At 36.1% G+C, this 14,397-nt stretch carries 11 protein-coding genes; 2 read left to right on the top strand and 9 right to left on the bottom strand.

Going from position 1 to position 14,397, the window contains the following annotated elements:
- The first annotated feature begins 184 nt into the window (after positions 1-184).
- Positions 185-982 carry an AraC family transcriptional regulator gene (locus LNP23_RS05365; RefSeq protein WP_230004208.1) on the top strand — a complete coding sequence of 266 codons (798 nt, stop codon included), beginning with the start codon at positions 185-187 and terminating at the stop codon, positions 980-982.
- 80 nt (positions 983-1,062) lie between these two features.
- Positions 1,063-1,923 carry a CPBP family intramembrane glutamic endopeptidase gene (locus LNP23_RS05360; protein ID WP_230004207.1) on the top strand — a complete coding sequence of 287 codons (861 nt, stop codon included), beginning with the start codon at positions 1,063-1,065 and terminating at the stop codon, positions 1,921-1,923.
- 1,016 nt (positions 1,924-2,939) lie between these two features.
- Here LNP23_RS05360 and LNP23_RS05355 read toward each other — a convergent pair.
- The 9 genes from LNP23_RS05355 to LNP23_RS05315 form a co-directional block, all read right to left on the bottom strand.
- A complete protein-coding gene (locus tag LNP23_RS05355; RefSeq protein ID WP_230004206.1) occupies positions 2,940-4,121 on the bottom strand; it encodes a BamA/TamA family outer membrane protein in 1,182 nt (393 codons plus the stop codon).
- A 68-nt stretch (positions 4,122-4,189) separates the two neighbouring features.
- Positions 4,190-5,170, bottom strand: coding sequence for a SphA family protein (locus LNP23_RS05350; protein WP_230004205.1), 981 nt, complete (start codon positions 5,168-5,170; stop codon positions 4,190-4,192).
- A 56-nt stretch (positions 5,171-5,226) separates the two neighbouring features.
- Positions 5,227-6,408, bottom strand: a complete 1,182-nt coding sequence (locus LNP23_RS05345) for a helix-turn-helix domain-containing protein (protein WP_230004204.1) — start codon at positions 6,406-6,408, stop codon at positions 5,227-5,229.
- A 131-nt stretch (positions 6,409-6,539) separates the two neighbouring features.
- On the bottom strand, positions 6,540-7,118 hold the full coding sequence (locus LNP23_RS05340; protein ID WP_047774812.1) for a DUF4136 domain-containing protein: 579 nt from the start codon (positions 7,116-7,118) through the stop codon (positions 6,540-6,542).
- A gap of 258 nt (positions 7,119-7,376) precedes the next feature.
- Positions 7,377-8,777 carry a DUF2252 domain-containing protein gene (locus LNP23_RS05335; protein ID WP_230004203.1) on the bottom strand — a complete coding sequence of 467 codons (1,401 nt, stop codon included), beginning with the start codon at positions 8,775-8,777 and terminating at the stop codon, positions 7,377-7,379.
- Positions 8,778-8,842: 65 nt separating this feature from the next.
- Positions 8,843-10,192 (bottom strand): DUF1214 domain-containing protein, encoded by a 1,350-nt coding sequence (locus LNP23_RS05330; protein WP_230004202.1) that lies wholly within the window; start codon positions 10,190-10,192, stop codon positions 8,843-8,845.
- A 189-nt stretch (positions 10,193-10,381) separates the two neighbouring features.
- Positions 10,382-11,212 (bottom strand): hypothetical protein, encoded by an 831-nt coding sequence (locus LNP23_RS05325; RefSeq protein ID WP_230004201.1) that lies wholly within the window; start codon positions 11,210-11,212, stop codon positions 10,382-10,384.
- Positions 11,213-11,285: 73 nt separating this feature from the next.
- Positions 11,286-12,302, bottom strand: a complete 1,017-nt coding sequence (locus LNP23_RS05320) for an HAD family hydrolase (RefSeq protein WP_230004200.1) — start codon at positions 12,300-12,302, stop codon at positions 11,286-11,288.
- 67 nt (positions 12,303-12,369) lie between these two features.
- The gene (locus LNP23_RS05315; protein WP_230004199.1) at positions 12,370-14,049 is read right to left on the bottom strand and encodes an arylsulfatase; all 1,680 of its coding nucleotides are present in this window, start codon (positions 14,047-14,049) and stop codon (positions 12,370-12,372) included.
- Between the last annotated feature and the right edge of the window lie 348 nt (positions 14,050-14,397).

Raw genomic sequence — 14,397 nt, 5'->3', positions numbered from 1 at the left:
AAATTTTCTGTAATTTTTTAGCATTCTCCGGTTAATATTTTCACAATCTTTTTATTAAGCGGTAAAAGATTACAAATACATTAAAAAAAAAACTCTTCCTATTACAATCACAACGATTTGATCATTTGTTTTTTCTAAATAAATAGTACTTTGCTTTGCGAAATTGCAGCTAATAAAATGCGAAATGTTCGAACTGGAAAAAGAGAAATACTTGGGCAATACTAAAAACGTTTTTAACAATTCGCAGGGAATTGCAGTTGTAGAAACGGAGTATCAGAAAAAGGTTTTTGAAGGATGGCATTCGCATAATAATGCACATCTGACCCTTTTCTTGAAAGGCGGGACATCAGAAAAGCGTAAAAATTCGAGTACAGTTGTAGGCCCAGGGTCTTTGTTGTTCTACCATAGTGATGAATTACATCTGAATCACAACACTCTTTTTCCCTCAAAAAACATCAACCTCGAAATTGACGAAAATCTGCTAAAAGAACTCCAAATAAGCGAAGCCTTAATTGAAAAATCAATTCAGCATACCACGCTTGCCAAATTTCTGATTCTGAAGATTTTTAGAGAATGTATGATTGCCGATACTTTTTCGGGAGATGCGATTACGATGTTGTTTGCGCAATTGTCCAATACTCATACTCATTTGGAGAAATTTGAAAAGAGTCCGTTTTGGGTGAAGAGTTTAAGCGAACTACTAAACGATTGTTGGAACGAGAATCCGAATTTACATGATTTGTCGACAGTTTTAAACGTAAATCCGATTACGATTTCAAAACATTTTCCCAGGTATTTTGGTTGTACACTAAGCGAATATTTGCGACGAATGAAGATAAACCGTTCGCTTTCCCTCATCAAATCAAATGAAAGTAACCTTACTGAAATTGGTTTTCAATGTGGGTTTGCCGATCAGAGTCATTTCATCCGAACCTTCAAAAGTCAAACGGGATTTTTACCCAAGCAATTTCAAAAATTATAAAAGCAGGCAAATTTCATTCTATTTTTTGGTTTTGAGGCAACTTACTTTTGTCTCCACTTAATACTTAAACCAAATTAAAAATGGAAACCCTGACCACAAAACAAAAAATATTTAATTTCCCAATTACAAAAATTGTTCTTGCCTTAATTGCATGTCTTCTTGTTGTTAATATTGGACAGCAAATTGCTGGAAAGTTGTTGATTTCTCTTGACAAAGATTACAGGAACCTTATTAAAGGCCTTATTGTTTCTGCTCTTGCGATAACGACTTATGTTCTTTTCTTTAGCCAATATGAAAAAAGAAAAATAACCGAGTTATCGACCAACAATCTGGCAAAGAATTTACTCCTCGGAACTTTAATTGGGGTTCTCCTGCAATCCCTGACCATCCTGGTTATTTATGTAAATGGTGGTTTTAGTATTATTTCTGTAAATCCTGTTTCTTTTATTATCATTCCGCTTACAATAGCCTTTACTGTTGCAATTTTGGAGGAGATTTTAATTCGTGGCATTATTTTTAGAATTTTGGAAGAGAAACTGGGAAGTTATATTGCATTACTTCTTTCAGCCGTTCTTTTTGGTGCTTTGCATTTGCCAAATGAAAACAGCACTTTTCTTTCTGCGTTATGTATAGCTGTTGAAGCTGGTTTGTTGCTTGGTACTGCTTTTATGTACAGCCGAAATTTATGGTTTCCGATCGCGATACACTTTGCATGGAATTTTATGCAATCGGGTATTTTTGGCGCGGTTACTTCCGGAAATAAAAAAACCAATAGTTTACTGGTTTCTAAAATTCAAGGTTCCGAATGGACTACCGGAGGTGAATTTGGTCCAGAAGGCACTATTCAGGCCATGCTCTTTTGTGTTATTGCCACTTTAATATTATTGTATTTATCTCGAAAAGAGAACAAAATAATTATGCCTTATTGGAAAAAACACTAATTCGGGCTTCTTTATAAAACAAAACCCCCGACACGGAAATCTGTGTCAGGGATTTTGCAATCATTTAACAACCTCTTATTTAATCCTCTTTTTTAACTTTTATCTCTTTATCAACAAAATCAGCAATTATTCTATTTTTCACTATTTCTATGAAACATACTCAACACTTTACAAGACTATGCAATGGCTTTTTTACAACCTTCAATAAATGAATTCAATTGACTCCAAGAAACGTATTCTTCTAGTAAGGCAAGAAGTTTTGTAAAACCCAACACCTCTGCAGTAGGCTCTGCATTTTTACAAAAAGCCTGTCAAATACAGCTGATTTTTATGCATAACTGTCCGTTACCGGATGATTTACATTTACTCTGTTTTTTGAAAAATTTGACATAATTTTATTCCTTTTAAATCTTATTTCAAATGTAAGAAAAAATACCGTTTTTAGTTTGCTCGAAAATATATCCTTTTGCTACGAAAATATATTGGTCAGCTAAACAAGTCCATTCTGTTCGAAGCAAACTATACTATTGATACTTGTTAGACAAAATATTACACCTCTGGTCCATCTCTGCAATTCTTGATAAACACATTTAATTTGTCTAAATCTCTTAGTCTGTGGCTCAAATGAATAGCCACTAATTTCACGAATGGGCGCGAATTATTTTTTGCCACTGATTAAAAAGATTGAAAGGATTTAATCTGTAGGGATCTGGTTAATTCTATTTGACACTTTTTAAGTTACGGATAAAGAGTGGTTTTAATTTGTTGTTTTTGGATTATTTTGATCTTTTTTTTTACGCAGATACAGCAGATTTCAGCTATAGAACTGATAAAAAAATCTGCTAAAATCTGCTGGATCTGCGTGCCATTTTATTTTAGCATTTCCTGTCTGAATGACATTCGTGAAATTCGTGGCAGAATAATCTAAAAGCAAGAACTACAAAAAACCTTTATATCAACAACTCAAAAAAATAGCCAGATAAAATTTAAACCGTTTTTTTATCGTTAAAAAGGAATTACCTCATCCAATTACTTCCAAAAACAATGTAATAAGCCCAATCTTCAGGGCCTTTTGCTACATCAACGCCCATTCTGAGTTTGAATTTTCGGGCAAGTAAATATCGGAATCCGGTTCCGTAATTGTAGACCACCGGTTTATCAAAGACTTTGTCCCAATCGTTAAAGGCACTAGCTACACCTGCGTACCCCATAAGACTCCATCTTCGGTATAAATCCCATCGCAGTTCGACTTCAGAGACCAAACTGGTTTTTCCCTGATACCTTCCCATTGGGACACCGCGTAAATTAATGCCGGGTAAAAGGTAGAATGGCGGACTTCCAAATGCTTGTTCGCCTTCGATGCGTAAGCCTCCGATTAACTTTTTTGTTATAGGATGATATCCAATCGCGGAAAGATTCACACGCCAGGCATCGTAATCGCTTCCGAGTATATCATCAGACCAGAAAAAATCCGATTGCAGTCTAATTCCTTTATCAGGGGTAAAAATATTATCACGGCCATCAAACTGAATGGCACCACCAAACTGACTCACTGTACTTTTAAAATCCTTTGGCTTTAAAAAAGAAGGAAGATTGTCCCCCGGTAATTTTATTTTTGAGTCCAACAAAAGGTATTGCGGACCGGCACTCCATTTTGGATTTCTGAATTGTTTTAAAACCTGCGTATAAAAAACAAAAGATTTAAAATTAAACTTAAATTCCAAATCTTTTCCGGTTGGTAAATTTTCATAAAAAGACATATTAATATCACCATAACCCGCCATCACTTTGTAGGTCATTCTGGCCTTTATAAAACTGCCCGAACGAAAAGCACCAGCCATCCAGCTTTTGTTTCCGGTATACATTCCGATGCCTCCTGTAATATCAGGATTTACGATTCTTTTCTTTCCATTTTCATCAATAACGGGGGCATGTTTTTTTAGAAAGACAGGAACAATGGCTCCTCCAATTCCACCCAAAGCCGGTTCGGTTATTATTGTTGGGACTACAATAAAACCATGTGCGTAGATAATATAATCGCTTAAATCTATTGCTCCGTCTATAGAATCTCGCACACTAATATGCTGTTTTTGTCCCGTCATTGTGGTAACTGAAAACAGAAGAAAAACGGTCGTAAGAAAAATTTTCTGAAAGAGTTTTACGTTTTTAATAGAAAAATCTGAAACTGTATTTTTCATATAGGTAAAATTTATCATATTCATTAAAAACAGAAACACAGACTCCAAAAGGTTAAGAATACTTTGTGCTATCCTTTTTTGGTACCGGTGCTAAAAATATGAGCCAGTGTCAGGAAAAAAGTATTTCCCTGAAATCTGTTTACAGCGCCAATTTCTCCCAGCCAACGCAAACCAATTGTAGATTTAGAGCTTAAGTGCAGAAAATTTACCTCTGCTCCTAAAGCAGCAACACGATCCTTGTCACCTTCCCAAACAAGCCCTCCTATTGGCAATGGAATTTTATCTGAGGTAACTTTATATTGTAAATAGTAAATTAATCCTGCATTGATAATTGATTTTGGAGCTGTTTTTTCGGCATTAAACACATAAAATGTTTTTCCTAAACCACCTTCAAAACTTAAGATGTCTCCTGTTTTAATATCGGTGTCTTTCTTTTTTCCATTAATTTCATAGGATGCTAATGTGGAGAAGTGAAACGTTTTTTTATCATTAAAAAACAGTGTTGTTCCGGCTGAAAATTCATTCATGAACATTCCCAGTCCGCTATTGTCTGTGGCTCCGGCTTCGTATTTCCCTGTTGGCAGGTACATTTGATAGCTAAAAACAAAATCGGCTCTTTTTTGATGCCATCCTAGTTGTAACGGCACGATATAAGTGTCTGTAAATGCTAAAGATCCGTCGATATTTACATTGTTTCCTTCAATTTTATTGGAGGCAAAGGCAAACAAAGCCGAAGCTCCGTAAGTAGCGCCTAAAATTTTAAAATCACTGACCCAGGATACGCCAACGCCGGTAATAAACATATCTAAATTTGGGTTGGCAACGGAAATATTTCCATCACTATCTCGCAGCGATGATGCGCTGTAAAAATAGCCCGGAACATATACTGCCAATGTATTCTCGGGACTCTGGGTTCCGGATTGCAAGCCCATTCCTCCAAGGATATGACCTCCTTTAAGTTGTGCATTACCCAAAAAGGAAACGAGCAGAAGTAATAAAATACTAATAGATTTAATTATTTGCTTATGCTGATAGAATTTTGCTTTCATAATAATGTGTTTAAAATTAATATAGCGTAACAATTCTTCTAGCCTGTTTTTTACTTTTAAGATTGTTTCAGATAAAAGACATTTGTTTTATCTGAATCCTCTCTGATTGCTTTGAAATATTCGGAAGGCGATTTTCCGGTATGTTTTATAAAAGCCCTAAAACAGGTTGTTCGGGATTTAAATCCGGACCCCCAGGCCATCCCTTCGAGGGATAAATCTTTCCATTCCGGGTCGTTGATTTTGTCTTTAAAAAACTCTATCCTTTTCAGGTTTACATAATCCTGAAAATGAAGGTTAAATTCCGAGTTTATTAAATTGGAGAGTTGATGTACGGATATCCCTGTTTCTTCGGCGAGATCCCGAATTACAAAATCTTTTTTGAGGAAGAGTTTTTTTGCAGAAAAAATAGAATCCAGTTTTAGCAGGTCCTCCTTCCTTCTGTCTGTAGTTAATTCTTTAATTAAAGGCGATGTGTCTTTGACTTCGTTTGCTTCAATTGGTACCGATTTATTCTCTTCAAAATGATACGTTTCATTGGTATCTGCAAAAAGATGGGGTTTAAAATAAAGTCCTCCGACGGTGAAAAAAAGCACTGACGAAATCAAAATATAACAAGCGGTGTCTATGTTTTTAATCCCGTCTTTTAGAAAAAAATGTACAAAAAGTGTAGAAAACAAAAACAAGATGACCAGATTATAGACTCTTAACCATTGTATGATTTTTATTTTTTTAGCTTGTTTTCCTTCCAGTTTTTCCAAATCACAGTTTAAGATCATCATGGTCTGCCAAAAGGCATACACCAACCAAAAGGTGAGGCTTAATGTGGTGAAAGGATTTTTTATTCGGGAAGAAACATATGCAATAATTGGAATATTTGCATCGGCAGCAATCCATACTATAAAAGTTAAACCAAAGTATAGGACAAAGGGCAAAAAGTGAAGCCAATCGTATTTTTTAAACATTTTAGTCGAGAACAATACATTTCTGACATATAAAAAAGAGCAGGGTGCTACTAAAAAGATAAATGCTTTTGTGATACCGAATAAATTAGGGACATTTTTAAAGGCACTTACTGATAAGTAAAAATTATAGACACTTACGGTCGCCAGACTAAACATAAATAGTCCCAGAAAAAAACTTTTAGCATAATTTTTCCGCGAAAAAAGTATCCTAAAAGAAGTGGCAAAACCAACAATTGTCGCTATAAAAAAGAAAAGTGAAAGTAGTATATCCATCATAATATATTAAGCTTAAATTAATTAATATATTCCTTTGTTAACAATTTCAGAGGTGGAGTCTGTTATCATCTTATAAAGCCATACTTACCACGCTTATGGTAAGTACAGCTTTACTATAACATTTTTGTAAGTTATTTTTTTGCTAAACCGGGAGGGAAACCTTCCAGTATTTTTTTGATCGAAGCAGCAATAAATTCTTCAGGATTATCCGGTCTGCTGTCGATTTGAGAATTACCGATTCCCTGCCAAACCAATTTTTGAGTTTTTGTAGATACGATATCAATTACAAGGGAACCATCAACATAATCATAGGTGTTGAAAGTTGTAGTAGCGCCGCCCATCATTGCACCACCGCCCCAATATCCGTAAGGACGATACATACCGCCATAGCCGTAAAAATTAGAATCGGCTGTAACGGATTGTTTATTTTTTAAGATAGAGACTGCATTTACTTTTAAATCAGGATTGCTGCTGGTTTCTGAGAAACCTTTGGCAATCATTTCTGCACGAATCGCTTTTGTAACACGATCAACATTGAGTTGGCTGACCTGTCCTTCCTGAGCTTTTAAATCATAGACTGCAAACGTTTTAAATTCACTAAAATTAGCAGCATGATCATAATCTGTTGTAACTTTTACAGTCGGGGAGCAACTGTACAATAAAACCAATAGCAATACTGGAATTAAACGAAGATTTGTTCTAATATTCATCTTGTGGTATTTAAATTAATTATTAATTTAATCTGAGTTGAAATCTTAAAATCTTAATCGAATTTGGGACGAGTTGAGGAATTTGGTTGAAAAAGCTTGTCAGTTATATACGGAGTATAGTAAACCAAATTATTGCAACACTCTCAAAGATAAATTATTTTTCTCTAATTAACACATATGTAGATATAATTTTCTTACATATGGTTAAATGTTTTTACTTTTAACCTTATCATTACATTCTGTTTTCATTCATAACCATTACAATTCTTCCGAAACAGGTAATCTTCCTTCTTTTATGGCTTGCAGCATTTTATCGTAATCCGCTTCATTTTGATCGGCATATAAAATAGAAAATTTAGCAATTGCATCTGCAAACTCATCGTTTTGTCCTAAGTATCCTGATAGTAATGAAGGGTCTCCTGTGCGGGCGTGAGCTCTTGCTAATGCCCATCCGCAGGCCTTTGCGTAATCGTTCATATTATCTGATTTCATAATCTCCAGAACGGGTTTGACTTTAGCATCTCTAAGCTGTCGGATATAAAAAAATCGGTTTTTATCATCATTCGTCCATCCTAAAAACATATCTGAGGCAGATTGCATTATCTTTTGCCCCATCACAATACGTTCACCCTGATGACTGTATTTACCTTTAACCTTTACATTGTTTTCCAGTACACTTTTTCTTGCTTCTTTAAATTGCAAAAAGATAGGCTCCGCTGTTGCCGACATCAATAAGCTGATTCCGCAGAGGGTTCCCACACTTCCTACACCAACCACTTTTATGGCTATATCGTGTAAGGTATATCTGTTCAGAAGTACCTTTTTATCATCCGACAAGGATTCGATATAGCGTTTATGCACGATTTCTGCGTCTTTCAGAATCTGTTCGCCTTCTTTTCCTCCGGGATGATAAATTAATGGAGGATCATCTTTTATCCTTGCTCTTGGGCCTTCCTGATAGGTCATTTTGGCAAACTCCTTTTCGTGGGCGGTATATTCTGCGGCTTTTTTTATTCGTTTTTGCTGAAAGGATTTGATCTCTTCATCGTCGCCTTTTTCGATAAGTTCTGCCAGATCAATATCGGCATACCATATTTGTAGCGCCGATAATTTACTGTAGTCAAACAGATGTCTTTTGTAACTGTCGGCAACATTCCAGGCAAATTCTTTACACATTTTATCCGAGAACTTTTTCCATCTTCCTGCTATGGCAAAACTTGCTGCGAGTCTTTTTACATCCCATTCCCATGGGCCCGGAAAAGTTTCGTCGAAATCATTTATATCAAAAACCAATTTGCGTTCGGGAGTTGCAAATCCGCCAAAATTCATCAAATGACAATCACCACAAAGCTGAAGATAAATTCCGGTGTCTTTCGTTTGTGCCAAATCAGAAGCCATAATGGCTGCTGCTCCTCTGTAAAAAGAAAACGGAGATTGCATCATTCGGCTGTACCGAATTGGGATTAAACTTTCAACCCTTCCAACACTGGTACCGATTAAAATTTCAACAGGGTCTTTGCGCTCTTTATCCGGTTTCCATTCTTCATGACAAGATCGCGGAATCGTTTTGCGTAGTTCTTTTCCTTTCGCATAACGTTCTTCTTTTGACACTGCGGAGTCAAATACATTTTCGCTTTTTTCTTCGGATGATTTTGACATTTTTTTATTTTTTATTTCAACCGTAACGACGCTTTTCCCTGAAAGACAAAATCTTTCTTTAACGATTAATTTGTTTTAAGCTCAATCGGACTTGGAAACCATGTTCCATCAAGTACCGGTTTTTTAGAGACGTACATGCGCATCGTTAAAGCAAAACCTTTTCCGGCAGGAGTTGGCAGCCAATTCTCCTGAGGTGCATTTTTTGGTAAGGATGAACCCAGCCAAATGCTCATGGAGCCATCTGCATTTTTCTTTAAACCCGAAATATTATTAAGATTGTATCGCTTTAATTTGTTGTCAACTACTCTGTAATCCGGTACACTATAAAGCGTTACCGACCAGAATGCGTTGACCATGGTATCCGGAAGTGCTTCTTTTGGAAACTTGATTTCATAAACTTTATCACCACTTAATAACTGTTTATTGCTATCAGTAAGTCCGACAAAATAGATGGCTTCTTTTACTTCATTTGCCCACAAGCCTCCATAATTAATGATGTCTCTGGCCATGATATCATCGCCAAATTTTCCGGCAACATACGATACAGACCAGCCTCCTTTTTGTGTCCCGAAACCTTTTGCTCCTGCCAAGAATCCAGGAATTGCTTTTGTTTTTACAATATCTTCGGTGTGTCCTTTTGTGATATCGTCTTTTTTATAGAATTCGCCAACTGTGATTGCTTTTGCCTGATATTCTTTTGCTTTTGGCATTACATCAGGATACGAATCAATAACTTCTTTTACTTTATCAAAGATCTCAGCGCCAATTGGTTTTGCCGGAGTAAAATCAGGAATTGTCAGTGGTGGTGCAATCTTAATTCCACTTGGGACTTCAAACGTAAATTGTTCTTGTAATTTTTTTGCTACTGCGGGAGTGCCTTTTAATTCCACTCTTGCCAGCATTTTTACTTTTTCTGATGGAAGTTCAATTTTTACTGCATTTGCCGGAATTACCGGATTAGTGCCTTTTAGAACCAAAGCAAATTTCCCATATGGTGTTTTAGGATAATTACGTTCATTTATATTGGTAATTACCTCACCCCAGCCGTCCAGCAATTGTGCGGTATAATAACGGCCTTCCACTTTCGGAATATTCAGAATAACAGCATGTTCTTTATCAACCGCAATCCAGGCTTCCAGATAAGCGACATCGAGATTTGGATTGACAAATTGTGCAGAACCCAACGGATTGTATTTTATTTTATTGTAGCCTACTTTTTCGACGTTTATATCGTGGTTTTCCTGCTGAATTACGAGATATCTCCCATACAAATAGGTATAGGCAGCTGCAATATCCTGATCGGAAGGCGTTGCTTTATTTTCGGTTGTTGCCGTTGAATCTGTATGAGTTGCAGCTTCTTTTTTACAACTGAAAAAAGCAAAGACAAATATCAATATCAAAATTATTTTTTTCATTTTCTTTAAATGGATTAGTTACTCAAAAACCTTTCATTCTATTTCTTTGCCATCATTCATTTTCCAACTTTTATTAAAATAGGAGTTCTTGAACGATTCGTAATCGTTTCTTTTTTCTTCTGTATCTAAACAATAATCAACCTTTTACTTCTCCTAATTTTAGTTTTAATAAAACGTTGTCAAATGATTTTATTTTCCCGGAAATACAAAAGACAATATGACTCTTAAGCCCCAATCTGGTCTTGATTCTCTAGGCCCAACAATGGGTATCAATGGAGATAAAGAGAACTGAATAACCTGACTTCCTAATTTTGATACCGCTCCGATAGACGGATTTAAAGAGATTGCAGTTGTATTACCTTCCCAATTTTGAGTTATTTCGGCATTTATTCCTAAGTTGGCTCCGCTTTTATAACTATGAGAAAAGAATATTTGGGTATAAAACTGATTGACATCGGCACGGTTATCATTTCCGGCCACGGACCAAATCTGATTGGCAATAAAACCTACCGAAAGCCCTTTGCCCTGATGCATTAATAATACACTTGGGCCAATTCCGAATTTTTCTGTTCCCAGTACTTTATCTGTGGCAATGGGTACTAAAAATGCGGGGCCTATCCCGTAAATAATTCCTTTGGCTTTTGGGGCAAAAAAGGCGGTAATGGTAGCGTCACTTAAACCAAACTGATGTGTATTTTCTCCGGTAATATCTCTCTGATCTACAATCGGGATTATATATCGTGTAATTAAATTTAGATTATCACTTATCTTAAATGGAATTACAGGTTGAAAATTAACCGTATATTTTGATCCGTTAAAAGGACCAATACCATAATTTAAATTATTCTGAAAAGGCACACTTATCAGACTTGCAACGGGATTAGCGAGTTTATCTGCGAGTTCCTGAGCACTTGCTCCGGGCTTATCCGGTTTCTCTTGTGCTACAGCGTTTAAACTCAAAAGAAAACAAACGGTACTAAACAACACTTTGATAGTACCATAAAATCTTGCCTTTTTCATAATTATTATTTAAAAAAAATTAAACTAAGCTTTCGATTGTTAATCGTTATTGCAGCTGAATTACCCAATCAGATTATTTATCTGCAAAAACTTTTTTCCAGTCTTCTTTCATATTTACAACATGCCATTTGTTTTTGGCGGCTGCATTTAAGGAAGCATTGTCTTTTTCTGAATAACTGTATTCTCTTATGGAATCGTTATGATTGACCAACAATTGAAAAGAAGGATACTTATTACTCTGGCAATATTCGAGCATGGCGATATCTCCTGCCCCACCCTCATTTCCACAGGCAAAAACGGGACGCTGACCAATATGCAATTGTATCCCCACCGGTTTAGCTGTTTTATCGTTAAACTGATTTAAGGCTGGTTCTCTAATGATGGTGCGATTGGCCTCATCAAATTTGTATTTGAAAGAAGTACCCACGACCTGTTCTTTTGGAATTCCGTAAAAATCTGATGAAATTCCTCGTACCAATTCAATAGTTCCTCCGGTAACAATAAAAGTCTTAAAACCGTTTGCCCGTAAATAAGCAAGCAATTCCAACTGTGGCTGATATCGTATTTGTGTTAGCGGAACATTTTTTCCGGGAAATTTTGCTGTTGCAAAAAAATCTTTAACATCTGCTTCAAAAGCATCTTCTGTCATTCCGGTATGTGTAGCGGCAATAAGTTCTATGAGTGCTTTTTGGCCTCCTTTTTCAAAATAGGTTTTGTCTTTTTCAATAACCGCTTTAAAGGGTTGTTTCTTTGTTAATTCGGGATTGGCATCTGTCATTTTCTTTACCCGATAAAAAGCAAATAATTCCTGCACATACGGTTTTTCTGCCCACAGTGTTCCGTCATTATCAAAAGTGGCAATCCTGTTTTCTATTGGAATAAAATCCGGACTTCCTTCTTTGGTAACCTTTTCTACATAAGCAATAATATCATTTTTTAAAGTTCCATCTGTCCAACTTGGCAATGGATCTCCTGCTACTGTATTTTCTGTTTGTTTGCCGTCTGTTATTGGAACAGTTATAGTATCTGATTTTTTACAGGAGACCAATAATAAGACTCCTAACTGTACTAAAAGTATCTTTCTAAGCATAATATTTCTGTTTTATTATATCAAAAAGATTCAGGCCATACGACCTGAATCTTTTCATTGGTTCTGTTTATTTCTTCTTTTTATCGGTCGGCTCGTCTTGTCCTTTTTCTTTAGCTAATATATTTTTTTCTATATATTGTTTTGCTTTTATGTCTTTCATCGTCTCCTCCATAATGGTGTAGGCAGAGAAACTTGGCGGAATAGAACGTGGTGGATATTCTTTAAATGTCCCTGCAAATGCAACTACATCCTGAATGGCACCATACATTAATTGAACGTGATTTAATTGCCAGTCCCAAAATGTATTTGAAGTAATATCGGCTCTCTCAAAAGGGTCTTGATACAGGTTGAATATTTTTTGTAAACGCAGCTTTGTAAAAGGTTCTGCCCAAACTCCCATAGTTCCTTCGAGACGTTGCTCTGCAAATACATATTTGTAATCGCCTTCTCTAAGACCTACCAAAAGCCCGTCATCGTCTGTATAAAAGAATTTATCTCTGGCGCTTTTTGGAGATTTGCCTTTTAAAAAGTTACTTTGATCATAACCATCTAAGTGTACTTTATAGTTTTTACCATTGGCAGTATACCCGGTTAAAAGTTTTTTAGCCAAATCCGGTTCTCCGGCTATTGATGCCAAAGTCGGCATCCAATCATTGTGACTCATTATTTCGGTAGTAACAGTTCCCGGTTTAATTACACCCGGCCAACGTACGATACAAGGAACTCTGTATGCTCCTTCCCAGTTGGTGTTTTTTTCTGAACGGAATGGTGTCATGGCAGCATCCGGCCAGGTATTCATATGAGGGCCATTATCAGTAGAATATACTACTATGGTATTATCGGCAATTCCTAAATCATCTAATGCTTTTAATAAATCGCCTACTGTAATATCATGTTCGATCATACCGTCAATATATTCACTGTCACCATGTGTATATTTTCCTCGATGTTCTGCTCTCACGTGTGTACGAAGGTGCATACGGGTACCATTCCACCAGCAGAAAAAGGGTTTCCCTGCTGCATGTTGTCTTTTAATAAAATCAATAGCAGCTGCAGACGTTTCATCGTCTACGGTCTCCATTCTTTTTTTGGTAAGTGCTCCCGTATCTTCTATTTTTTGTTTTCCAACTCTTCCAAAACGATCATCTGTAGTAGCATCATCTGAATTGGTAGCGGTACATTTTAAAACCCCTCTTGGTCCATATTTTTTCAGATATTCAGGATCTTTAGGATAATCCGGTAATTCCGGTTCTTCTTCTGCATTAAGGTGATACAGATTTCCGAAGAACTCATCAAATCCGTTTACGGTTGGTAAACTTTCATTACGATCCCCAACGTGATTTTTACCAAACTGTCCTGTTACATATCCCAATTGTTTCATAATCCCTCCTATAGAAGGATCTAACTGACTCATACCCATTGGCGCTCCCGGAAATCCTACCTTGGTAAGACCTGTTCTAAGACCGTGTTGACCTGTTAAGAAGGCGGCGCGTCCTGCTGTACAACTTTGTTCTCCGTAATAATGCAAAAAACGTTCTCCTTCATTTGCAATACGGTCGATGTTTGGTGTTGTAAATCCCATTAAACCATCGCTGTAGGCACTGATATTAGTGGTACCAATATCGTCTCCCCAAATGATCAGAATGTTGGGCTTTTTGTTATTCTGAGCATGTAATCCGGTAAAGCAGATCAATGCAACTAATTGTATCGCATTTCGAAATCTGCATTTAAAATTGATTTGTTTCATGATGATAAATTTTGTTATTAATTCTTGTTCTAGGGGTGTTGGCAAAAAATGTTTTAACAAAATCAAATACAGTAAAACCTGTTCCGGTTGAAGTAAAATTTTCAGATCATTTTTGAAAGGAGTTTATAAGTAGGATTTTTTAACATTTTTTTTGCAAGTGGCTCAAAATTAGACAATAAAGTACAGACCAAAGTCATTTATGAGTAATGACCTTGTTTCATTTTATAAAATGAAACATAAAAAACAGAGTGGCAATAAAAAAAGCTTATGAAGATTTCATAAGCTTTTTTCTACAAAACAAAAACCACCAGAATAATTCTGATGGTTTTTTATACTAATTCGTTCTTG

Origin of the sequence: Flavobacterium cupriresistens, assembly GCF_020911925.1 — a bacterium.
Lineage (GTDB): Bacteria > Bacteroidota > Bacteroidia > Flavobacteriales > Flavobacteriaceae > Flavobacterium > Flavobacterium cupriresistens.
The sequence above is the reverse complement of the archived record's forward strand: the minus strand, read 5'-3'. Positions and strand labels throughout refer to the sequence as shown.